The sequence below is a fragment of the Chitinilyticum piscinae genome (assembly GCF_015223195.1).
In the GTDB taxonomy this organism is placed as follows: domain Bacteria; phylum Pseudomonadota; class Gammaproteobacteria; order Burkholderiales; family Chitinibacteraceae; genus Chitinilyticum; species Chitinilyticum piscinae.
This window is the reverse complement of sequence record NZ_JADFUA010000003.1, coordinates 16,946-39,456: the sequence shown is the minus strand read 5'-3', so window position 1 is coordinate 39,456 and position 22,511 is coordinate 16,946. Positions and strand designations below refer to the sequence as shown.

General features: G+C 58.0%; 25 protein-coding genes. 11 read left to right on the top strand and 14 right to left on the bottom strand.

The annotated features are described in order from the left end of the window. Positions 1-55 precede the first annotated feature (55 nt). Together INR99_RS06115 and gloB are read right to left on the bottom strand one after the other, a co-directional pair. The gene (locus INR99_RS06115) at positions 56-1,666 is read right to left on the bottom strand and encodes a LysM peptidoglycan-binding domain-containing protein (RefSeq protein ID WP_194115453.1); all 1,611 of its coding nucleotides are present in this window, start codon (positions 1,664-1,666) and stop codon (positions 56-58) included. Between the two features lie 81 nt (positions 1,667-1,747). Next, entirely contained in the window at positions 1,748-2,506 is a 759-nt protein-coding gene (gene gloB / locus INR99_RS06110; protein WP_194115452.1) for a hydroxyacylglutathione hydrolase, read from the bottom strand. Positions 2,507-2,520: 14 nt separating this feature from the next. Between gloB and INR99_RS06105 the strand changes: the two genes are divergently transcribed. Continuing rightward, positions 2,521-3,246, top strand: a complete 726-nt coding sequence (locus tag INR99_RS06105; RefSeq protein ID WP_228098123.1) for a class I SAM-dependent methyltransferase — start codon at positions 2,521-2,523, stop codon at positions 3,244-3,246. Between the two features lie 53 nt (positions 3,247-3,299). Beyond that, positions 3,300-3,743 (top strand): ribonuclease HI, encoded by a 444-nt coding sequence (gene rnhA / locus INR99_RS06100; protein WP_194115450.1) that lies wholly within the window; start codon positions 3,300-3,302, stop codon positions 3,741-3,743. On the opposite strand, the gene INR99_RS06095 is transcribed toward rnhA, so the two are convergent. The 8 genes from INR99_RS06095 to INR99_RS06060 all read right to left on the bottom strand — a co-directional run bounded on the left by INR99_RS06095 (position 3,740) and on the right by INR99_RS06060 (position 11,708). Continuing rightward, positions 3,740-4,498, bottom strand: a complete 759-nt coding sequence (locus INR99_RS06095) for a lysophospholipid acyltransferase family protein (protein ID WP_194115449.1) — start codon at positions 4,496-4,498, stop codon at positions 3,740-3,742. The two genes, rnhA and INR99_RS06095, sit on opposite strands and share 4 nt — an antisense overlap. A gap of 83 nt (positions 4,499-4,581) precedes the next feature. Then, positions 4,582-5,337, bottom strand: a complete 756-nt coding sequence (locus INR99_RS06090; protein ID WP_194115448.1) for a GNAT family N-acetyltransferase — start codon at positions 5,335-5,337, stop codon at positions 4,582-4,584. An 83-nt stretch (positions 5,338-5,420) separates the two neighbouring features. After that, complete coding sequence (gene zapD, locus INR99_RS06085) at positions 5,421-6,179, bottom strand: cell division protein ZapD (RefSeq protein ID WP_194115447.1); 759 nt, start codon at positions 6,177-6,179, stop codon at positions 5,421-5,423. Positions 6,180-6,241: 62 nt separating this feature from the next. After that, positions 6,242-6,841: a dephospho-CoA kinase gene (coaE, locus tag INR99_RS06080; protein ID WP_228098121.1), complete on the bottom strand. Its 600-nt coding sequence runs from the start codon at positions 6,839-6,841 to the stop codon at positions 6,242-6,244. A 3-nt stretch (positions 6,842-6,844) separates the two neighbouring features. After that, a complete protein-coding gene (locus INR99_RS06075) occupies positions 6,845-7,597 on the bottom strand; it encodes a prepilin peptidase (RefSeq protein WP_308431453.1) in 753 nt (250 codons plus the stop codon). A gap of 100 nt (positions 7,598-7,697) precedes the next feature. Next, complete coding sequence (locus INR99_RS06070; RefSeq protein WP_194115446.1) at positions 7,698-8,924, bottom strand: type II secretion system F family protein; 1,227 nt, start codon at positions 8,922-8,924, stop codon at positions 7,698-7,700. A 27-nt stretch (positions 8,925-8,951) separates the two neighbouring features. Continuing rightward, positions 8,952-10,652, bottom strand: coding sequence for a type IV-A pilus assembly ATPase PilB (gene pilB / locus INR99_RS06065; RefSeq protein ID WP_194115445.1), 1,701 nt, complete (start codon positions 10,650-10,652; stop codon positions 8,952-8,954). 153 nt (positions 10,653-10,805) lie between these two features. Then, positions 10,806-11,708 carry a cytochrome C assembly family protein gene (locus tag INR99_RS06060; protein ID WP_228098120.1) on the bottom strand — a complete coding sequence of 301 codons (903 nt, stop codon included), beginning with the start codon at positions 11,706-11,708 and terminating at the stop codon, positions 10,806-10,808. On the opposite strand from INR99_RS06060, the gene ffh reads away from it, so the two are divergent. The 8 genes from ffh (at position 11,707) to INR99_RS06020 (ending at position 17,584) form a co-directional block, all read left to right on the top strand. Further along, positions 11,707-13,050 carry a signal recognition particle protein gene (gene ffh, locus INR99_RS06055; RefSeq protein WP_194115443.1) on the top strand — a complete coding sequence of 448 codons (1,344 nt, stop codon included), beginning with the start codon at positions 11,707-11,709 and terminating at the stop codon, positions 13,048-13,050. The genes INR99_RS06060 and ffh overlap by 2 nt on opposite strands. Positions 13,051-13,150: 100 nt before the next feature. After that, a complete protein-coding gene (rpsP, locus tag INR99_RS06050) occupies positions 13,151-13,396 on the top strand; it encodes a 30S ribosomal protein S16 (protein WP_194115442.1) in 246 nt (81 codons plus the stop codon). Positions 13,397-13,405: 9 nt separating this feature from the next. Beyond that, positions 13,406-13,951: a ribosome maturation factor RimM gene (gene rimM / locus INR99_RS06045; RefSeq protein WP_308431451.1), complete on the top strand. Its 546-nt coding sequence runs from the start codon at positions 13,406-13,408 to the stop codon at positions 13,949-13,951. Positions 13,952-13,979: 28 nt separating this feature from the next. Further along, a complete protein-coding gene (gene trmD / locus INR99_RS06040) occupies positions 13,980-14,786 on the top strand; it encodes a tRNA (guanosine(37)-N1)-methyltransferase TrmD (RefSeq protein WP_265588316.1) in 807 nt (268 codons plus the stop codon). Continuing rightward, positions 14,783-15,160, top strand: coding sequence for a 50S ribosomal protein L19 (gene rplS / locus INR99_RS06035; RefSeq protein WP_194115441.1), 378 nt, complete (start codon positions 14,783-14,785; stop codon positions 15,158-15,160). Before trmD ends, rplS begins: the two co-directional genes overlap by 4 nt. Positions 15,161-15,267: 107 nt before the next feature. Continuing rightward, a complete protein-coding gene (locus INR99_RS06030; RefSeq protein ID WP_194115440.1) occupies positions 15,268-15,768 on the top strand; it encodes a methylated-DNA--[protein]-cysteine S-methyltransferase in 501 nt (166 codons plus the stop codon). Continuing rightward, complete coding sequence (gene xerD, locus INR99_RS06025) at positions 15,761-16,681, top strand: site-specific tyrosine recombinase XerD (RefSeq protein WP_228098118.1); 921 nt, start codon at positions 15,761-15,763, stop codon at positions 16,679-16,681. Before INR99_RS06030 ends, xerD begins: the two co-directional genes overlap by 8 nt. Positions 16,682-16,759: 78 nt before the next feature. Then, complete coding sequence (locus INR99_RS06020; protein ID WP_194115438.1) at positions 16,760-17,584, top strand: mechanosensitive ion channel family protein; 825 nt, start codon at positions 16,760-16,762, stop codon at positions 17,582-17,584. Positions 17,585-17,651: 67 nt separating this feature from the next. Here INR99_RS06020 and clpA read toward each other — a convergent pair whose 3' ends face one another. Both clpA and clpS read right to left on the bottom strand, forming a co-directional pair. After that, positions 17,652-19,922, bottom strand: coding sequence for an ATP-dependent Clp protease ATP-binding subunit ClpA (gene clpA / locus INR99_RS06015; RefSeq protein WP_194115437.1), 2,271 nt, complete (start codon positions 19,920-19,922; stop codon positions 17,652-17,654). Beyond that, positions 19,919-20,230 carry an ATP-dependent Clp protease adapter ClpS gene (clpS, locus tag INR99_RS06010; protein WP_194115436.1) on the bottom strand — a complete coding sequence of 104 codons (312 nt, stop codon included), beginning with the start codon at positions 20,228-20,230 and terminating at the stop codon, positions 19,919-19,921. The genes clpA and clpS overlap by 4 nt, the downstream gene beginning before the upstream one ends. Positions 20,231-20,497: 267 nt before the next feature. Here clpS and INR99_RS06005 point away from each other — a divergent pair, with 267 nt between their 5' ends. Next, positions 20,498-20,701 (top strand): cold-shock protein, encoded by a 204-nt coding sequence (locus INR99_RS06005; RefSeq protein WP_028454283.1) that lies wholly within the window; start codon positions 20,498-20,500, stop codon positions 20,699-20,701. A gap of 46 nt (positions 20,702-20,747) precedes the next feature. Here INR99_RS06005 and INR99_RS06000 read toward each other — a convergent pair whose 3' ends face one another. Together INR99_RS06000 and icd are read right to left on the bottom strand one after the other, a co-directional pair. After that, positions 20,748-21,149, bottom strand: a complete 402-nt coding sequence (locus INR99_RS06000) for a DUF4124 domain-containing protein (protein WP_194115435.1) — start codon at positions 21,147-21,149, stop codon at positions 20,748-20,750. 82 nt (positions 21,150-21,231) lie between these two features. Beyond that, entirely contained in the window at positions 21,232-22,455 is a 1,224-nt protein-coding gene (gene icd / locus INR99_RS05995) for an NADP-dependent isocitrate dehydrogenase (RefSeq protein WP_194115434.1), read from the bottom strand. Between the last annotated feature and the right edge of the window lie 56 nt (positions 22,456-22,511).

The following is a 22,511-nucleotide window of genomic DNA, read 5'->3' as shown; positions in this document are numbered from 1 at the left end:
AGGCAAAAACAAACCCCGCGCATTGCGGGGTTTGTTTTTGGGCGGCGATGCCATGCTAGTTGTTGATGACCAGCAGGGTGCCGGGCTGCAAGGTTGACTTGCGGCTGACATTGTTCCAGCGCAACAGGTCGGCGGTAGCGACATTGTAGCGTTTGGCAATCGAGCTATAGGTGTCGCCACGTTTGGCGACGTATTTTTGCGTGTCGTTGTCACCCTTGCGTTGCGGGGGGCGAGCCTGCGTGCTGCCGGCAACCTTGAGCGACTGACCGGGCTTGAGCTGGGCGGTTTTCATGCCGTTGAGCTTCTGCAGTTCCTCGACGGTCATGCCGTAACGGCGGGCGACGCTGTATGCCGTGTCCCCCTTGGTAACCCGGTAGGTGCCCGCGCTGCTCTCCGGGCGCTCGCCACGCTGGGCTAACTGGACTTTGCGCGGGGTGTCGTTGATGCCGGTGTCGACAGGTTCAGCCTGGCGATTGGCTGACAGCGCGGCGAGGGTTTGCCGGTCGGAAACATCGAGATGATCGACTTTGGGTACCAGGATCGTTTGCCCGCGGGCTAGTGTGCTCTTCTCGTTGATTTCGTTGATGTCCCGCAGTTCATCCGCGGAAATGCCAAAGCGCGAGGCCAGCGTATCGATATTTTCGCCATTCTGCGTGACGTAGGGTTGCCAGCTCAGCAAGGGCTTGTCGTAGATGCGCAGATTTTCCTGGAAGACGCCCACCTTATCCTGGGGGAGTACCAATACCCGATCATCCTTGTGCGCGATGACCGGGCGGATGAAACCCGGATTCAGCCGCAGTAGCTCGTCGACGGGGATCTGGGCCAGTTCGGCGGCTACCTTGACGTCCATGTGTTTGCCGGGGCGCACGGTGGCGAAGTAGGGCTGGTTGGGAATGCTGCGCAACGCCACGCCATATGCCGCCGGATTGGCGATGATGTTGCGGATGGCCAGCAGTTTCGGAACGTAGTTACGTGTTTCATCCGGCATGCGCAAGTCGGCAAAACCGGTGGCCAGACCGGCGGCAGCGTTGCGGTCTACCGCGCGTTTGACCGCATTTTCCCCCCAGTTGTAGGAGGCCAGTGCCAGTTGCCAGTCACCGAACATGCCGTGCAATGTTTCCAGATAGTCCAGTGCTGCACCGGTAGCAGCAACGACATCGCGGCGGCCGTCATACCACCAGGTGCGCTCCAGCCCATAATGCTTGCCGGTTTCCGGAATGAACTGCCACATGCCGGCGGCACGCGCCGGTGATTCGGCGCGCGGGTTGTAGGCGGATTCGATCATCGGCAGCAGCGCAATCTCCATCGGCATGCCGCGTTTTTCGACCTCATCGACCACGAAGTACAGATAACGGTTGCCGCGATCAACGATCCGGTTCAGGTAGTCGGGACGATCCGCGTAGTAGTTCTCCCATTTCTCGACCAGCGGGTGATCCAGTTCCGGGATCTGGAAGCCCGAACGGATGCGAGCCCAGAGGTCGTCGTAGCGCACGCTGTTATCGCTGCCGCCGAACAGGGCGTCCCGTACTGCGAGCGTGTCCGGCGTGAGCTGGGTTTGCGAATGCAGCTGGTAATCAAGCCGAATGACGCTGCTTTCGGCAAACGCGGCCAGAGGGGCGGCGGCAAGATAGGCGCCGATCAGCGGAGCTAGTAGCCGGATGCGCATGGAGTCGCTCGCAACAGAAACAAAATGTCACAGATGTTAAATAGGGCTGTCAATGGCGTCAATGCTGGAGTCTGCCGGCAATCAGGAAAAGTGGTCTTTCCATTGGCGCAGCGCAGCAAAGAGGGCGGCCGGATCACTGTCCGCGATGCCGCGCTGACGCAGTTGCTGCTGGATGGAGGGGCTTTCCAGGCGCAGAAACGGGTTGGTTGCCAGTTCGTCGGCAAGCCGTGAAGGCAGGCTGGGGCGTGCCTGAGCGCGTTGCGCACTCACCGTGGCGAGGCGAGCAAGGATGAGCGGGTTGTTGGGCTCGGCGTTACGGGCAAAGTGCAGGTTGTTCAGCGTGTATTCGTGCGCGCAATGGATGCGAGTGTTCGGGGGTAGCTGCGCCAAGCGCTGCAGTGACTGATGGAAGGCATCCGGCATGGGGCCGTCCAGCATGCGTCCGCAGCCAGCGCCGAACAGGGTATCGCCACAGAACAGCATCTCGTCACCGTAAAAGCAGAGATGCTCGCGTGTGTGGCCTGGCGTGTGGATGGCGCGCATTTCCAGTCCAAGGCAATCCAGCGCTTCGCCATCATGCAGCGCATGCGTGATGCCGGGGATACCCTGGGGGCCATGGATCGTGAGTGCCGGATAGTGCTGCTGCAACCGGGCTAGTCCGCCGATGTGATCGGCATGGCGGTGGGTAACCAGTACAGCGTTGAGGGTGAGCTGATGTTGGGTGAGCCAGTCCAGCAGCGTTTCGGCATCGCCCGGGTCGACCGCAATCGCCTGGCGGTGCTTATGCAAAACCCAGATATAATTGTCGGTGAAGGCTGGTACTGCACTGACCGTCAGCATGGATGCGTTCCCCGATGAATACAAAGCAGGCATTTGAACAGTTCGCCAGCTGGCTGACTACCCCGCTGGGGCAGTATGTATTGCAGTCGGAGAGCGCGTGGTATGACCAGCGTAGCGTGGATCTGTTTGGCTACCGGGCCGTCCAGCTGCAGTTGCCGGGGCTGGATGCCTTGCGCGCGAACCGCATCAGCTGGCGCTGTGCGGTGGCAGACCGGGGGAGTGTAGCGGTGCACTGTCTTGCGCACGCACTGCCGTTTGCCAGCCAGAGCCTGGATCTGCTGGTGTTGCCGCATGTACTAGATTTTGCCGAGGATCCGCACGGCGTGCTGCGCGAGGCGGATCGGGTGCTGGTTCCGGAGGGGCGACTGCTGCTGACCGGTTTCAATCCGTGGAGTCTCTGGGGCTTGCGCCGCCTGCAGCCAGGTGAGTCCCCGCCCTGGCAGGGGCACTTTCTGCCGTTGCCGCGACTGAAGGACTGGCTGGCGCTGCTGGGGCTGGAGGTGATGCAGGACGATTTCCTGTGTTATCGCCTGCCGGTGCAGCGAGGGCGCTGGCTTGAACGCAGCCGGTTGCTTGATGTGGCGGGGGATCGCTGGTGGCCTGGTGGCGGCGGGGTGTATTGCCTGGATGTGGTGAAACGGGTGCGGGGGATGTGCATCATCGAGCCAGCCTGGCGCCGGATCGGAGCCGCTGGTGTGACGCCGGTTCCGGTTGCAGAGGATCGCGGTGACCTTCTTTAGTTTGGGTATGTTGCTGTACTCTGTGTGAATATTGATTCTTAAGGATATACCCTTTGACTGAAGTTGAGATCTATACCGATGGTGCCTGCAAGGGCAATCCCGGGCCTGGCGGCTGGGGAGCACTGCTGCGCTGCAATGGCCAGGAAAAGGAATTGTTCGGCGGCGAGCCGCAGACGACCAATAACCGCATGGAGTTGCAGGCGGTCATTTCCGCGCTCAATGCGCTGACCCGCCCTTGCCGCATTACACTCTGGACGGACTCCCAGTATGTGAAGAACGGTATCCAGACGTGGATTCATGGCTGGAAGCGTAACGGCTGGAAAACGGCAGACCGCAAGCCGGTAAAGAATGCCGAGCTGTGGCAGGCACTTGATGCGGCTCAGGCGCGCCACGAAATAGACTGGCGCTGGGTCAAGGGGCATGCCGGGCATGAATTCAACGAGCGAGCCGACCAGTTGGCCAATCGGGGTATTCCGGGGTATTCCGCGTCCGCTTAGCAGGCTTGCAAGGACTGGCGCATTTCTTCTTCGATCAACCGGGTGATTTCCTTGCGCGATTGCGGCAGGCCACTACGCGGCGCGAGGAACTCCAGCTCGACAATGGTGCGCGGCTCGTATGCCAGTTGCCAGATGCAGGAAAGCAGGGAAACGTCGTCGATATAGGCTGCAGCCATGCTGCGTAGGCCATGCTGGTTGCGGTACTGCAGCAGGACGGGCTGGATGGCAACCCCGTGATCCAGGGCGGACTGGATTAGTCCGCCGCGGAATGGCTTGAGCTGGCTGCCGTCGCTGGTGGTGCCTTCCGGGAAAAACGCGATGCAGTCACCGCTGCACAGGTGCTGATCAAGGATTTGCTTGGTGTCGCGGGTGGCGCGCTGCCGTCCGCGTTCGATGTACAGTGTGCCTGCCCGTGTAACCAGCGTGCCGATCAGCGGCCAGTTGCGGATTTCCGATTTGGCGACAAAACGTGAGGGCCGGCAGCTATTGATGGCGAAGATGTCCAGCCACGAAATGTGGTTGGCCACAATCAGCTGGCCGCATGTCGCCATTTGCGCAGGCAGTTGGCCGCGCAGGCGTACCTCTATGCCGAGCGTGGCCAGTAGCTGGCGGGACCAGCGTTGCAACAATGCGGCTTGCTCAGCACGTTCTAGTCTGGGGTAGCGGGTGCATGTCAGCCACAGGCCTTTCAGCAGGTGCAACATCAGTGCGCAAAGCCGGCCCAGCGCAATGGTGCCCCGGTGAGGTCGAAGCATGATTCGGGTGGAGAGCAGGGTCGACATGCAGGCAAGTCTACCGGCTTTCACCATGTTGCGCATGACTGGGCTGACGGAGGGGGTCATGAGCGCAAAAAGTGGCGCGCATAGCGCGGATTGAGCCGGCTCATGGGTAGTATCATCAGGAAGTCCGCCGTATTGAAGTCTGGATCCCAGGCAGGTTCACCGCAGACCATGGCTCCGGCACGCAAATAGCCTTTGACCAGTGGCGGAACATCCAGTGACGCGAGATCCTGCCGCCCGGGTAGCAGGCTAAGCGGGTGGCGAGGAAAAACTCGCCACTCTATTGGTGCATGAGCTTTATCCAGCATGTGGTGGCGCAAGGCCGTCGCCAGCTGACCGCCATCCCGTAACGATACACTCACGCAGCCGATGAGGTATTCAAAACGGTTGCGATGCATGTATTCGGCCAGTCCGCTCCACAGCATGGCAATCGTGGCGCCGGAGCGGTAGTCGGGATGTACACAGGATCGACCCAGTTCAACCATCTGGTGACGCAGATGCTGCAGCCGGGTGAGGTCGAATTCCGTTTCACTGTAATACGAGCCGACTTTGCGTGCCTGATGGGGGGGGAGAATGCGGTAAGTGCCGACGACTTCCCCGCTGTGTTCGTCGTGCACCAGCAGGTGCTCGCAATAGCTGTCAAAAAAATCCTGATCAATTCCGGGGTGTCGCGTATTCAGGCGGGCTCCCATCTCATCGGCAAAGACCCGGTATCGCAGTTTCTGGGCCGCAAGAATATCATCAGGGTGTTCGGCAAGCCGGGTCTTGAGTTGATCAAGGTTGCGGGCCGGGCGTGATGCGTGCAGTTCCAGCATGGCAGGTTCTCCTTGTGATGCGGAGACAGTAGCTGGTACGTGTGACGGGCTGATTGCGCTGCGATGAAGCTAATGTTGCAGGGTCAAAGGTTGCAATACGCCAGTGTGAAGGGGATGTCCGCTTCAATTTGCCGCGAGCGTTCGCCGGAGGTGGATGGAACTACAAAGCGGATATTGATTGCGTAGCGATTGGCGGAGAGTTCGGGTACGGCAGGCGTGTCACCGGGCAGCATGATTTTCAGCAGCTGAACGGTTTTGCCCCCGGACATTTGCTGGAAATTGCCTTGCTTGGCAACGAAATGGGAGGTGCGCGCCGAATCGCGCAGCAGCCGCAGGACGATGTCGATGCCGTGCTTGATCGGTAGTAGCGGGCTTAGCCAGCGCTCCAGATCGGCAACGCGGCGTTCCGGTGCTTGTTCTTGCCAGTAGTGGTAGGAGGGGAGGTCGAATTCGCATGCGCCGCCCGGAATGGTAACGCGCTGCTTGATCGCCATCAGCCATTCGTTTTCGCGCAGGTACTGGCCAAACTTGCCGGTCATGTCGAGCAGTTTGGCGTGAGTACTTTCGATATCCTGCAGAACCCGTTCGAGCGCCTCTTCGGAAATCTGCGGGTTGTTCCGCAGGGCGGCAAGTGCTTGTCGCTGGCGATCGAGTTCCTGGATCAGGTCTGACTTAAGATCCGCGCGGCTGGCGACTTCCATGATTTCAAAGATACCCAGCAAGGCGGTATGGTGATCCTGAGCGTGTTCCTTGCCGGCATACAGCTGTGTGCGCTCGTAGAGCTTCTCTAGGCGCAGCAGGGTGCGGATGCGTTCGTTGACAGGGAATTCGTAGCTGATCACGGTGAGGTCACCTTGGGATGATGCGCAATTCTGCAGCAAGGTCAGCGATTTGAAAACCCATGTCAGGCTTTCCCTAGTAATAAATAGCGCTCGTGCAACGTTTCTATGGCTTTTCGCAGCGTATCAACACTCCCTTGGTTGCTGATGATATCGCTGCACAATTGGCGTTTATCCTCTGCCGGCATCTGGCTGGCAATGATGCGCTGGATTTCCTCGGTGGATAGGCCGCTACGGGCTGCTACGCGCTGTATCTGCAGTGCTTCTGGGCAGTCGATCAGCAAGCTTCGCTGTGCAAGTGCGTGAAATGATGGGATCTCCAGCAGCAAGGGTACAACAATGATGGCGTAGGGAAAGGTTTGCTCGGCCAACCAGTCTTGAATTCTGCTCAGGATGAGCGGGTGAAGTATCTGCTCGAGTCGCGCCTTTAGCTGCGGATCGGTGAAAATCTGCTGCCTGGCATAGCTTCTGTTCAGCGCCCGATGCTTGTCGAGCCAATGCTCGCCCAGTTGTTTTGCGATGGATTCGGTGGCCGGGCTTGCTTTGCCTGTCAGTTGGTGGGCGATCTGGTCTGCATCAATAACCGGAGCCCCTTGTTTGGCAAAAAGCTCGGCCGCAGTCGATTTGCCACTGCCGATGCCGCCAGTCATGCCGACGATCAGCATTTCTTATGTCGGGAAGAACAGTTGCTGCACATATTGGCCGCCAAACATGGAAATCGCGCCAGCTATGGCAAGATAAGGGCCAAAAGGAATTGGCTTGCTGAGGCTGCGTCCTCGGCTTAATGCGGTGACGATGCCAATAATCGCGCCAGACAAAGACGATAGCAGCAGAATGCCTGGCAGACTTTGCCATCCCAGCCATGCGCCAAGTGCAGCAAGTAGTTTGAAGTCCCCATAACCCATGCCCTCTTTACCGGTCGCCAGTTTGAACAACCAGTACACGGACCACAGTAGTAAATAGCCGGCTGCAGCACCGACGACAGCGGCGCCTAGGCTGCAGAATGTCCCCTGGAGATTGATCAGAAGGCCACACCACAGCAAGGGCAGGGTCAAGTCGTCCGGCAACAGATAGGTGTCAAGATCAATGAACGTGAGGGCAATCAGGAACCAGCAAAATACCAATGCACCGGCCAGAGGAATCCCGGGGCCGAGTTGCCAGGCCAGTAATCCGGAAATGATGCCCGTCAGCAATTCGACTGCCGGGTAACGCGGACTGATTGGGCTGCGACAGTTGCGGCATTTGCCCCTTAGCATGCACCAGCTGATCACCGGGATATTCTCCAGTGCGCAGATCTGGTGGCCGCACTTGGGGCAGGCTGAGCGGGGGGTGCAGAGATTGTAGCGCTCAGCGGGCGCGCTTTCCTCTGCGGGTTCCTGATCAAGCAGGCTGCATTCATGACGGAAGTTGCGCTCCATCATGATGGGGAGCCGGTGAATGACTACGTTCAGAAAGCTGCCAATGCACAGACCCAGAAGAGCAATCAGCGCCCCGAATGCGACAAGGGGGGGGGGGGCATTATCAACCACCAACGGCGGCACCCATTTTGAAGATTGGCAAGTACATTGCAATAACAAGGCCGCCGATCAGTGTGCCCAATACGACCATGATAATGGGCTCCATCAGGCTGGACATCGCTTCAACTGCGTTATCTACTTCATCTTCATAATAGTCGGCCACTTTGCCTAGCATAGCGTCGAGCGAGCCTGATTCTTCGCCGATCGAAACCATTTGCAGAACCATATTGGGGAAGACATTGCTGTTCTGCATTGCGATGGTCAGGCTGGTGCCTGAGCTGACCTCGGATTGAATCTTCTTTGTGGCGATGCGATAAACGTAGTTGCCCGAGGCGCCCCCGACCGAATCCAGTGACTCAACAAGCGGTACGCCTGCGGCGAACATGGTTGCGCAGGTTCGGGCCCAGCGTGCAATGGTGGCCTGGCGTATGATTTCTCCTACGACTGGTAGTTTCAGTAGCCATCGATCCATGGCAATTTGCATGGTTTCACTGCGTTTCCAGAGTGTCAGGAAGGCATAAATGCCCCCACCAATCCCACCAAAAATCAGGTACCAGTAATTGATAAATGCATCGGAAATATTGATGACGATTTGCGTCGGGCCAGGGAGTTCGGCGCCAAAGCCTTCAAAGAGCTCCTTGAAGGTGGGGATGACGAAAATCATGATTACCGCAGTGATGACGAAGGCGGCGACAATAACTGCGGTTGGGTAGAACATCGCCGATTTAATTTTTTTCTTTACGGCGAGAATTTTTTCTTTGTATGTGGCTAGCCGCGCGAGCAGGGCGTCCAGAATACCAGCCTGCTCGCCTGCCTGGACCAGGTTGCAATACAGGGCATCGAAGTACTTCGGGTGTTTTCTGAAGGCGGTAGTGAGAGAGGAGCCGGTTTCAATATCGGTTTTGATCTCCATCAGCAACTTGGTCACCGAGGGATTGCTGTGGCCTTTGGCGACGATGTCAAAGGCGGTGAGTAATGGTACGCCAGATTTAAGCATGGTGGCCATCTGTCGCGTGAACATGGTGATGTCCTGCTCGCTGATCGAGCGGCCTGTGCTCATGCGTTGCTTCTTGATACGCACGACATTGATGCCCTGGCGGCGCAGCGTGCTGCGTACCAAATTCTCTCCGGCGGCACGCATTTCACCGCGCACGGTTTTTCCTGTGCGGTCTTTGCCTTCCCACTGGAAGGTAAATTCCTTGATCACTGGGGCTTTTCTCGGGGTAGCCATAAATTTTCCTAGCGGTTATGCGTTGGTTTACTCGTTGGTGCAGGCCATGATTTCTTCGAGCGAGGTCATGCCTTGGCGGACTTTCCACAGGCCAGAGGTTCGCAAATCGCGAACTCCTTCGCGACGAGCCTGATCCGCGATATCGATGGCGGTGCCGTTCTTCATGATGATGCGGTTCATTTCATCCGAGATGGGCATGACCTGGTAAATGCCTACGCGGCCTTTATAGCCGGAGCCTTTGCAGATGTCGCAGCCAACAGGGCGGTATGGTGTCCAGCTGCCGTCCAGTTCTTCTTCCTTGAATCCAGCCTGTAACAGTGCTTCGCGTGGAATTTCGACCGGTGCTTTGCAGCTGCAAAGTCGTCTGGCGAGTCGCTGGGCGGTAATCAGGATAACTGAAGAGGCGATATTGAATGGTGCAACACCCATGTTCATAAGGCGGGTGAGGGTGCCTGGTGCGTCATTGGTGTGCAGGGTCGAGAAGACCATATGGCCAGTTTGTGCGGCCTTAATCGCAATGTCTGCTGTTTCCAGATCCCGGATTTCCCCCACCATGATCACGTCTGGATCTTGGCGAAGGAATGCTTTCAGTGCGGAGGAGAAGGTCAGTCCTGCTTTGTCGTTCACGTTGACTTGATTAATGCCCGCCAAATTGATTTCGGCTGGATCTTCTGCAGTCGAGATGTTGATGCCGGGTTCGTTCAGGATGTTCAGGCAAGTATAGAGTGATACCGTTTTGCCGGAACCGGTCGGGCCGGTAACCAGCACCATGCCATATGGGCGATGCACGGCGTCCAGCAGGGCTTGCTTTTGGTCCGGTTCATACCCGAGTGCATCAATCCCGAGGGTGGCGGATGACGGGTCCAGAATCCGCATACAGATTTTTTCGCCATGCAGGGTTGGCAAAGTGGATACCCGGAAGTCAATTGCGCGGTTCTTGCTCAGTACCAGCTTCATCCGGCCATCTTGCGGAATGCGCTTTTCCGAGATGTCGAGCTTGGAAATGACTTTGATGCGCGAGGCGATCTTGTCGCGAATTGCCAGGGGAGGTTGCGCTACTTCGCGCAGAATGCCGTCCTTGCGATAACGGATTCGGTAGAATTTCTCATAGGGCTCGAAGTGAATGTCGGAGGCCCCTTCCTGGATGGCATCCATCAGTACTTTCTGGATGTATTTGACGATGGGGGCGTCATCAACTTCGGCATTGGCTGCTTCTTCCTGTGGCTCGTCACCGCTCGAAATATCAAGCGATGATTCATCAACCATCAGGTCTTTGAGTTTTGCTCCGCTCGCTTCGACCAGTTGGTCCAGCAGTTTGGCCAGCTTGTCGTCTTCGACGACAATCGGTTCGACCTGCAGGCCAGTCTGGAAGCGCACTTCTTCGATTGCCTGCAGATTGGTAATGTCTGATATGCCGATAAAGAGCTTGGCATTGCCGCGCTTGTAGAGCGGAACAATCCGTTGCGCGGTCATGATCTTGTTGTCCAGCACGCCCGGCGGAACGTAGCTCGGATCAAACTGGGAGAGGTCTAGCAGGGGATAGCCAAAAGTCTGGGCGGAAAATTCTGCAACTTCTCCGGCGCTCAGTTTTTTGCTTGAACGCAGCTGTTCGACAAAACTGCTTTTTGCGGTGGTTGCGGCGGATTGCAGCGCGATAGCGTCTGCCTCGTTCAGACGGCCGTGCTGAACCAGTAATCTGGCCAGGCCAGAAAGTGGTGCTGCGCTCATGGGGGTATGCGTCTCCGCGGCAAGAAATTGCTTCAGTTGACTGCGGGCAAAATGCCGGCAAATACAATGCTTCGTTTCAGTCTAGCAGAATGATTACAGCAAGGCATAACCCGCGAGGGGCGTAATGAGTCAACTTTGCAATACTTGTGATTCTCAGCGGCGCAGGATGGCCTCGAGTACAAGACGGCTGCCAATGTAGCCAAGCAATAACAGAACTGTCCCCGTGAGTGTCAGGTTGGCGGCTTTTCTGCCGCGCCAGCCAAGGCGGTGGTGGCCGAATAGCAGGGCGGCCAGTGTGAGCCATGCGGCCAAAGAAAATAACACTTTGTGATTCAGGAGTCCGCCGCTGTGGCTTGACTGGCTGAGGTGGGCGATGCCGCTTCCCAGGGTAATGGTCAGAGTGACAAAGGTGATGGATACAATCAAGAACAGCAAGCGCTCGAGGGTTAGTACTGGAGGCAGGTTTTGCAGTGCACCAAGTCGGTGCGGGTGATGCAGGCGCCGGTCACTGAATTTGATTAACAGGGCAATTCCCGCTGCGTTGATCAGCAATGGCTGTGATAATACCGCCGTGGCAAAGTGAAGCTTGACCAGCCATTCCTGCTGAGGGTTGATCGGGTGCCCGGTAGGTAATAGCAGGCTGAGCGCCAGTGCTGATCCACTGAATGCGCACAGGGGATATTCAATACCCTTGAGTTGCAGAATGGGGCGCAGGGAAAAATAGAGAAGGATCGATAACAATCCGGTCAGGCTTAGTGCCTCGGCTGCGCCGAAGTGCCACGGGTAACTGTAGAAATTTCCCAGCTGATAGAGCGTGTGGCAGGCCATTGCCAGTCCCAGGGTCAAAGTCATGGCCTTGCTGGCGGGCGTTGCGGCAGGGGTGCGCAGGGCTGAGCTATATCGCCAGCATAAAGCGCTGTAGCTGATGAGTGCGATCAGTGCAAACCAAGTCACGGAAGCTGCTTCAAGGTAGAATGGCGGAAGTATGCATAGTAACAGAGCGTTGCCGGGCCGTGTCCTGGTGAAGTGCTCCCGTTTTTGACAGGACTTGCCCATGTTTGAAAATCTCTCCGGACGTCTTTCCGGTGTCGTGAAGAACCTGCGCGGCCATGCCCGGCTGACTGAGGACAATATTCAGGATGCCATGCGGGAGGTGCGCATGGCCTTGCTGGAGGCCGATGTGGCGCTGCCGGTGGTCAAGCAATTCGTGGCGGACGTCAAGCTGCGGGCTCAGGGGCGAGAGGTCGTCGGTAGTCTGACTCCCGGACAGGCCTTTATCGGGGTGGTGCATGAAGAGTTGACCCGTCTCATGGGGCAGCAAAATGATGCGCTCAATCTTGCTGCGCAGCCGCCCGCCATCGTACTGATGGCGGGTCTGCAGGGGGCTGGCAAGACGACGACGTCCGGCAAGCTGGCCAAGTTGCTGAAAGAGTCCCAGAAAAAGCGCGTGCTGCTGGTCTCGACAGACGTCTATCGTCCCGCGGCGATCGAGCAGCTGAAAACACTGGCAGCGCAAATCGAGGTTGAGTGGTTTCCGTCTGATGTTGCGCAAAAGCCGGTGGATATTGCGCTGGCAGCGCTGGATCATGCCAAGCGGCATTTTCATGATGTGCTGATTGTCGATACGGCGGGGCGACTGGCTATTGACGAAGCCATGATGCAGGAAATCCAGGCGCTGCACGCGGCAGTCAAGCCGGTTGAGACACTGTTCGTTGTCGATGCCATGCAGGGGCAGGATGCGGTCAATACCGCCAAGGCATTCAGTGAAGCGCTGCCGCTGACGGGGGTGGTGCTGACCAAGATGGATGGTGATGCCCGTGGTGGTGCGGCGCTTTCTGTGCGTCAGGTTACCGGCAAGCCCATCAAGTTCATCGGTGTTGCGGAAAAGCTCACCGGGTTGGAGCCTTTTTACCCCGACCGTCTGGCAAGCCGCATTCTCGGCATGGGCGATGTGCTATCGCTGATCGAGGATGTGCAGAAGACGGTTGATGAGGCCGAAGCCCTGCGCATGATGAAGAAGGTCAAATCCGGCAAGGGCTTCGACCTGGAGGATTTCAAGGCGCAGATCCAGCAGATGAAAAAGATGGGGGGGATGGGGGCTCTGCTGGATAAACTGCCCGGGCAGCTCAGTGCTGCGGCAACCGGGCAGGTGACCGACAAGGCGGTGGCGCGCATCGAGGGCATCATCAATTCAATGACCCCGCAAGAGCGCCAGAAACCCGAGCTCATCAAGGCATCCCGCAAGCGCCGGATTGCGGCGGGCGCTGGCGTGCCGGTGCAGGAAGTCAATCGTCTGCTGAATCAATTCGAGCAGACGCAGAAAATGATGAAGCAGTTCTCCAAGGGCGGCATGGCCAAGCTGATGCGTGGCATGAAGGGCATGCTGCCGGGGATGTAACCGTTTTCGGATCGGTGGGTGTGCAACAAGGCTTGCCTGCCGGATTGAATTCGCGGATAATCGCGGGTTTCGTGCAAACCTGAATACTGGATTTTCAGCTATGGTCGTTATTCGTCTTGCCCGTGGTGGCGCCAAACACAACCCGTTCTACAACATCGTTGTTGCCGATTCCCGCAACCGTCGTGACGGTCGCTTCATCGAGCGTGTTGGTTTCTACAATCCGGTTGCTCCGGAAGGTACCGAAGGTCTGCGTTTCGCAATGGACCGCGTTAGCTACTGGCAAGGCGTGGGCGCGCAAGTGTCCGACACGGTTGCCAATCTGCTGAAAGGCTACAAGGCTGCCTGAGCCTAGACTGTGCTGAAATCCCAACAGCCCCGACTGAACGCGAGCGCACCGGCACCAGATGATCTGGTGTCGATGGGCTATATCAGCGGGGCTTTTGGCGTGCATGGTTGGGTCAATGTCATGGCCGATACCGAGTACGCAGACAGTCTGTTCGGCTACCAGACCTGGTGGCTGGGGCGTGATGGCCAGTGGCAGGCGTATACCCTCGAGCAGGGACAGTCGCATGCCAAGAAACTGTCGGCCAAGCTGGAAGGTGTGGCTGAGCGTGACGCGGCGCATGCCTTGCGTGGCTGCACCATTGCGGTGCCGCGCAGTGCCATGCCGGAGCTGGATAATGATGAGTTCTACTGGACCGATCTGATCGGCATGCAGGTCGTGAACACCCGGGGCGAAGCGCTGGGTGAAGTGGTCAAGTTGCTGGCAACCGGTGCCAACGACGTACTGGTCGTGCGCGATGGCAAGACCGAGCGCCTGCTGCCTTTTGTTGCGGCGGTGGTGCTGACGGTTGATCAGCCGGCGCACTGCATTACCGTGGACTGGGGCCTTGACTACTGACGGTGGTGTTGCGCAAGTGCAACGCCGGCTGTTCGATGTCGTGACGCTGTTCCCGGAGATGTTCGATGCCGTGACCCGTTTTGGCGTGACCCGCCGAGCCGTTGAACTCGGCATTTTTGATTTGCAGGCGTGGAATCCGCGTGATTTCGCGACCAACAACTACCGCACGGTGGATGATCGTCCGTTCGGTGGAGGCCCGGGTATGCTGATGATTCCCGAGCCGCTGGAAAGTGCGCTGGAAAGCGCCAAGGCCCGCCAAGGTGAGTGTGGGGTAAAGCCGTGGACGGTTTATCTCTCCCCTCAGGGTATGCCGCTGACGCACCGGAAGGTGCTGGATTTGGCGAGTAAACCCGGCCTGGTATTGCTGTGTGGGCGTTATGAAGGCATCGATGAGCGCGTGATTGCACGGCATGTTGATGAAGAAATTTCGATCGGTGATTATGTACTGTCGGGCGGCGAACTGCCCGCGATGGTGCTGATCGATGCGATCAGCCGGCACTGGCCCGGGGTGTTGAACACCGCGGCGAGTGCGGAAGAGGATTCGTTTGCGGACGGGCTGCTGGATTGCCCGCATTACACCCGTCCCGTGGAATACCGCGGCATGGCGGTTCCGGAAGTGCTGCTTTCGGGAAATCATGCCAACATCCGACGCTGGCGGTTAAAGCAGGCGCTGGGGCGCACCTGGTTGCGACGTCCGGACTTGCTGCAACAGCGTCCACTTAGCAAAGAAGAAGCTCGTCTTCTGGCCGAATTCAAGGCGGAGCACGGTGACCAAGCCGGCTCTCCCCAGACCGCGGGGCAGAAGGAACAAGCATCGATTGGAGTAAAGCAATGAATCTGCTGCAACAACTCGAACAAGAAGAAATCGCTCGTCTGGGCAAAACCGTTCCGGAATTCGCACCTGGTGACACCGTTGTCGTCAGCGTGAAGGTAAAGGAAGGCAACCGCGAGCGTCTGCAGGCTTACGAAGGCGTAGTCATCGCCAAGCGTAACCGTGGCCTGAACAGCTCCTTCATCGTCCGCAAGATTTCTTCCGGCACCGGTGTTGAGCGTACCTTCCAGACCTACTCCCCGCTGGTTGCTGCCATCGAAGTGAAGCGCCGTGGTGATGTACGTCGCGCCAAGCTGTACTACCTCCGTGAGCGTTCGGGCAAGTCCGCGCGTATCAAGGAAAAGCTGCCGGCCCGCAAGGCTGCCGTGGCTGCCTAACACGTCGTCTGACTTGTTTGCGAAAACGCGAGCTTCGGCTCGCGTTTTTTATTGCCTGTGGCGGGTGTGCATTTTACGATCCTGCTTTGTCTTTCACTGGTGCTGACATGCAGAATCCCTGGCAACTGGATGAGTTTCAGGTGGTGCTGGCTACACCATTCGGCAAATTGGGTGTGAGCGTCGTGGCGGAGCGGATCCGGGCGCTGGAGTTTCTGCCCGAAGATATTCCCTTGCGCAGCAGTCATGATGCCTTGCTGCGCGAGTTCGCCGCGCAGTTGCGCCATTATTGTGCCGACCCGCGCTTCCAGTTCGATTTACCCTATGCATTGCAGGGTACTGCCCACCAGCTCAAGGTCTGGAAGGCAATCAGCGAGATACCCTCGGGAATGGTAAGTCGTTATGGCAAAATTGCCGAGCAGATTGGGTCATCGCCACGCGCAGTCGGGAATGCCTGCGGGCGTAATCCCTTGCCCTTGCTGATACCCTGTCATCGTGTGGTCGCCGCCGGCAGCGGACTGGGGGGCTTCAATGCCAGTCGCAATGGCGTCGACTGGCTACCGATCAAGCGCTGGTTATTGCGGCATGAAGGGGTTGCGGTACTTGGCTGAATCGTCATCCTCTCTTGGGCTCAGTCAGCGCCAACTGGAGCAGTTCCTTGATGCCGTCTGGTTGGGCGATGGCTTGGCCCAGAATACACTCGCGAGCTATCGCAATGATCTGCAAGTCTGGGCGGGTTGGCTTGCTGCGGAGCGCGACCGCAGTTTGCTGCAGGCAAGCCGCGATGATGTGCAGGCCTTTCTCGCGCGGCAGGCCCGTGATCTGAAAACGGCAACGCTGGCCCGCCGGATCGCCAGCCTGCGACGTTTCTACCGGCATCAATTGCAGTCAGGCCAGCTGGAGCTGGATCCGCTGGCTGAATTACAGGCGCCCAAACGGGTGCGGCCACTGCCGAAAGTGCTGTCCGAAGCAATGGTCAGTGCTTTACTGGATGCCCCCGATCTGAATACGGCGGCAGGGCTGCGGGATCGTGCGATGTTCGAATTGATGTATGCCTGTGGCTTGCGCGTATCGGAATTGGTCGGCTTGTCGCTGGCACAGATCCACCTGCGCGAGCAATTCGTGCAGGTATTGGCAGGCAAGGGAGGCAAGCAGCGGCTGGTGCCGATGGGGGAGCTGGCGGCCGAGGCCGTGCAGCGTTATCTCGACACGGCGCGCGCAGAATTGCTGGCGGGGCGCACGGAGGCGCTGCTGTTTGTCAATCAGCGCGGAGAGCCGCTTACCCGTCAGGGGATGTGGTTCATCATCAAGCAGTATGCGGCGCGGGTCGGGATACCCGCCCAATCATTGAGCCCGCACGTGCTGCGCCATGCCTTTGCCACGCATTTGCTGGAACATGGCGCGGATCTGCGCGCCCTGCAGATGCTGCTGGGGCATGCCGACATCAGTACCACCCAGATTTATACCCATGTTGCACAGGAGCGGCTGAAGAAGCTGCATCGCGAGCACCATCCACGTGGCTAGGCTTGCGTGAATTCGTGTTCATGCTGTTATTATCCAACAATAGGCTTTCCTATTGTGCAAACTGAATGGAGTGGTGTCATGGATGCGGCTGTTGTGAGTAAATATCAGGATTTGATCCTGGGATATGCGACCGAATTCGGCGTGAAGATTCTGGCAGCGATTGCCTTCTGGGTGATTGGTCGCTGGCTGATCGGTCTGGCTATCAGCATGGTGCAAAAGGCGCTGGAAAAGCAGAAGGTTGATCCGACCGTGCTGCGCTATGTCGGCTCGATGCTGGCGGTGACCTTGAATATCCTGCTGGTGATCGGCATTCTCGGCTATTTCGGCGTGCAGACGACGACCTTCGCGGCATTGATAGCGGCGGCCGGCGTGGCCATTGGTATGGCTTGGTCGGGCTTGCTGGCCAATTTTGCGGGTGGTGCATTCATGATCGTGCTGCGGCCCATCAAGGTGGGTGATTTTGTCACCGCCGGTGGTGTGACCGGTACGGTGAAGGAAATCGGCCTGTTTGCGACCACGATCGTGACTGCGGACAATATCGTGACCTTTGTTGGCAACAACAAGATCTTTGGCGACACGATCCAGAACTATTCGCTGAATCCGTTCCGCCGTGTGGATCTCAAGGCACAGCTTGCAGGCAGTGCTGATCATAATGCTGCGCGCGAACTGCTGAAGGCCAAGATCGCCCAGATTCCGAATGTGCTGGCCGAGCCGGCGGTGGATGTGGAAATCCTCGAGTTCAATCTGGTGGGGCCGGTACTGGCGGTGCGCCCTTATTGCAACAACGATCACTACTGGCAGGTGTATTTCGACACCAATCGCGTGATCAAGGAGGCGCTAGGCGAGGCGGGTTTCCCGGCGCCGACGCCTTCGCAGATCGTCACGGTGCAACAGGCCTCCTGAGCAAAACGGGAATGACAAACAAAAAGGGCAGCTTGGCTGCCCTTTTTGTTTGCGTTTAGCAGGGGTATCAGGCTGGAACCATTTCCTTGTCATGGATGTGAAGGCATACCTTGTCATCGTCATCCAGGTCAATGGTGACTTCGCCGCCATTGGCCAGCTTGCCGAACAGCAATTCGTCTGCAAGTGCCTTGCGGATGGTGTCCTGAATCAGGCGGGCCATCGGGCGGGCTCCCATCAGCGGATCGAAGCCTTTCTCGGCCAGCATTTCCTTCAGTCCGGCCGTGAAGTGCGCTTCCACCTTCTTCTCGTGCAGTTGTGCTTCCAGCTGCATCAGGAATTTGTCCACGACCTGCAGGATGATGTCGTGCGACAGCGGGGCAAACGGAATGACAGCATCAAGGCGGTTGCGGAATTCCGGTGTGAACAGGCGTTTGATTTCCTGCATTTCATCGCCGGTCTCCTTTTTCGCGGTGAAGCCAATGACCGGCTTGTTGAGTGCTTCGGCGCCGGCGTTGGTTGTCATTACCAATACCACATTGCGGAAGTCGCTCTTGCGGCCATTGTTGTCGGTGAGCGTGCCGTGATCCATGACCTGCAGCAGGATGTTGAAAATGTCCGGATGGGCTTTTTCGATTTCATCCAGCAGCAGCACCGAGTAGGGGTGCTTGTTGATGGCTTCGGTCAGTAGACCGCCCTGCTCGAAGCCGACATATCCCGGAGGTGCACCGATCAGGCGGCTGACCGCGTGGCGTTCCATGTATTCGGACATGTCGAATCGGATCAGCTCGATGCCCATGGTGTAAGCCAGCTGCCGGGCAACCTCGGTCTTGCCGACACCCGTCGGACCGCTGAACAGAAAGGCACCGATCGGTTTTTGCGGATTGCCCAGGCCGGCGCGCGCCATCTTGATTGCGCTCGCAAGTGCTTCGATAGCCTTGTCCTGACCGAAAACGACATTCTTCAGATCGCGATCAAGGGTTTTCAGGGTGTTCTTGTCATCGCTCGAGACGTTCTTTGGCGGGATGCGGGCGATCTTGGCTACGATTTCCTCGATTTCCAGCTTGCCGATGGTCTTTTTCTGCTTCGAGCGCGGCAGGATTTTCTGGGCGGCACCGGCTTCATCGATGACGTCGATTGCCTTGTCCGGCAGGTGCCGGTCATTGATGAATTTGGCCGAGAGCTCGGCTGCCGAGTTCAGTGCAGCCAGCGTGTATTTCACGCCATGGTGACTCTCGAACTTGTCCTTGAGGCCCTTGAGGATCTCGACGGTCTGCTCGATGGTGGGCTCGACGATATCCACCTTCTGGAAGCGCCTTGATAGGGCGTTGTCCTTTTCGAAGATGCCGCGGAACTCGGTGTAGGTGGTTGCGCCAATGCACTTCAAGGCGCCGTTCGACAGTGCGGGCTTGAGCAGGTTGGAAGCATCCAGAGTCCCGCCCGAAGCCGCCCCAGCGCCGACGAGGGTGTGGATTTCGTCGATGAACAGGATGGCGTTGCGCTCATCGGTCAGCTGCTTGATGACGGCCTTCAGGCGCTGCTCGAAATCTCCCCGGTATTTGGTGCCTGCCAGTAGTGCCCCCATGTCCAGCGCATACACGGTGGCATCGGCCAGAATATCGGGGACATTGCCTTCGACAATGCGGCGCGCCAGCCCTTCGGCAAGAGCGGTCTTGCCCACCCCGGCTTCGCCGACCAGCAGTGGATTGTTCTTGCGGCGGCGGCAGAGGATCTGGATCATGCGCTCCAGTTCGCTTTCGCGGCCGATCAGCGGGTCGATGCGGCCGGCCAGTGCGGCGTTGTTCAGATTCTGGGTGAAGCTTTCCAGTGCGCCGCCGCTACTGCTTTCGCTTTCGCTTTCTTCCTGTTGCTCGTTGCGCTGCGTCTGTTGCGCAGGCGGCGGGGTATTCTGCTTGGCGATGCCGTGCGCGATGAAATTGACGACATCCAGCCGGGTAATACCCTGCTGGTGCAGGAAATACACCGCATGGCTGTCCTTTTCGCCAAAGATGGCGACCAGCACATTGGCACCGGTAACCTCCTTCTTGCCCGAGCTCTGCACATGCAGAATGGCACGCTGGATCACGCGCTGGAAGCCGATGGTCGGCTGGGTTTCGACATCCTCGCTGCCGGAGACGACCGGGGTGTGTTCGCCGACAAATTCGGCAAGCACGCGCTTGAGTTCGTCCATGTGTGCTCCGCAAGCGCGCAGCACTTCGGTGGCAGAGGGGTTTTCCAGCAACGCCAGCAGCAGATGCTCGACAGTGATGTATTCGTGGCGTTTCTGGCGGGCCTCCATGAACGCAAGATGGAGGCTCACTTCAAGTTCCTGGGCAATCATTTTTCCACCTCCATGATGCATTGGAGCGGGTGCTGGTGCTCCCGCGCGTACTCACTGACCTGGGCCACCTTGGTGGCTGCGATATCCTTCGGATACGTTCCGCACTTGCCGCGACCTTCGGTATGAACCTGCAGCATGATGCGGGTGGCGTGCTCCTCCCGGATGTTGAAGAACTTCATCAGGACATCCACCACGAAATCCATCGGGGTGAAGTCATCGTTGAGCAGGACCACACTCCAGAACGGGGGCGGGGCCAGTTTTGCCTTGTGCTCGAGCAGTTCGGCGTGGTGTTGCTGCTGTGTTGTCATTGCTTTGCCGGCGGGTGTGCTTACCTTTCATTTTGGAGCTCACGCGGTGCATTTCAAGCGTGCAACTGAAAACAACATAATTATCGGCATGCTTGAGGTTCTGCTTGACCTGTTTTGTCAAAGTCGCGTAAAACCTTGATTCGAGTTTGCTGTACAAGTTTCATGCAGTACCGGTTTGACCTGTTTGCTGGTCTTGCACACAAACCTCATGGATGGCCCGCCTGTGCCGGGCCGGTTTGACAAGTTTCACGTGGACGACCAATCGAGATGGCTCAAGGTACTGTTAAGTGGTTCAATGATTCCAAAGGCTTCGGTTTCATCACTCCGGACGAAGGTGGCGACGATATTTTTGCTCACTTCTCCGCGATCAACATGCCGGGCTTCAAAACCCTGAAGGAAGGCCAGCGCGTGTCTTTCGAGATCACCACTGGTCCGAAGGGCAAGCAAGCCGCCAACATCCAGGCAGCTTGATCGCCCGGATGTCAGAAAACCCCGCTTCGGCGGGGTTTTTTGTTGTCTAGCGGTGCCGTGGAATCGGGCGCAGCTGTGGTGTGGGGCGCGGCTGCGGGTGTGGCCGAGGAGTAGGGCGCAGCACCGGGTAATAAATGGGCTGCCCGAACCAGTCGGTTGAGCCACTGTCGCTGACTGCATGATCATCCGCATCGTCCCGCAAACGCCGCTGATCGGGAATGCGCTGGACGGATGGCTGTTCAGTTGCGGAGTCGGATGCGTGTGGGGTGAGGGTGGGAAGCGGGACGCTGTTGACGCTGGTGTTGCCCGAGAAGGCTTCCGCCTTGCTGCCGGGTGGGCAGGCCGCGTCGGTGAAAATCAGCGCGCCATCGGCCTTGCGGCATTTGTTGACCTCGGCGCAGGCGTAGCAGCTGAACAGAAGCAGAATGACGGCAATGCCTTGGTGCATGATGGTTCCCCCCTGCAGTTGCTGCAGTGTAATAAACAAAAACCCCGCCGTGGCGGGGTTTTTGTTGGATGAAGGCGCGCAATTACATGCGGGCGATCATGGCCTTGCCGAAGTCCGAGCAGGATACTTCGTTGGCGTCGTCCATCAGGCGGGCGAAGTCATAGGTGACTTGCTTGTCGCCGATGGCTTTTTCCATCGAAGCAATGATCAGATCGGCGGCTTCCTTCCAGCCCATGTGACGCAGCATCATTTCGGCGGACAGGATCAGCGAACCCGGGTTCACCTTGTCCTGGCCTGCGTACTTCGGTGCGGTGCCGTGGGTGGCTTCGAAGCAGGCTACGTTGTCGCTCAAGTTCGCGCCCGGAGCGATGCCGATGCCGCCAACTTGCGCGGCCAGTGCGTCGGAAACGTAGTCGCCGTTCAGGTTCAGGGTAGCGATTACATCGTATTCGGCCGGACGCAGCAGGATCTGCTGCAGGAAGGCGTCAGCGATCACATCCTTGATCACGATGCCGTTCGGCAGTTGCAGCCACGGGCCGCCGTCGATTTCCACGCCACCGAATTCCTTCTTGGCCAGCTCATAGCCCCAAGTGCGGAACATGCCTTCGGTGAACTTCATGATGTTGCCCTTGTGAACCAGGGTAACGCTCTTGCGGTTGTTGTCGATGGCGTACTGGATGGCCTTGCGTACCAGACGCTCGGTGCCTTCCTTGGAAACCGGCTTGATGCCGATGGAGGAGGATTCCGGGAAGCGAATCTTCTTCACGCCCATGGTGCCTTGCAGGAAGTCGATGACTTGCTTGGCGCCATCGGTCTGGGCTTCCCACTCGATACCGGCGTAGATGTCTTCGGTGTTTTCACGGAAGATGACCATGTCGGTCAGGTCCGGGCGCTTCAGCGGCGACGGAACGCCGTTGAAGTAGCGTACCGGACGCAGGCAGACGTACAGATCCAGCTGCTGGCGCAGGGCTACGTTCAGCGAGCGGATGCCGCCACCAACCGGCGTTGCCAGCGGGCCTTTGATGGACACCACGTATTCCTTCAGCGCGTCCAGGGTTTCCTGCGGCAGGTAGGTATCGTTGCCATACAGGCGGGCAGCCTTCTCGCCGCAGTAGATTTCCATCCAGTGGATCTTGCGGGCGCCACCGTAGGCCTTGGCCACGGCTGCATCAACCACGTCGATCATCACCGGAGTGATGTCTACACCGATGCCGTCACCTTCGATAAACGGGATGATCGGGTTATCCGGAGTGGCCAGATTCGGCACAATCTTGGTGCCGCCTTGGGGTACTTTGATCAGGCTCATCGTTCTTTCCTGTTGCTGTCTGCTAGGGTGATCTGAATTCCGCTGCGGCTATTCTT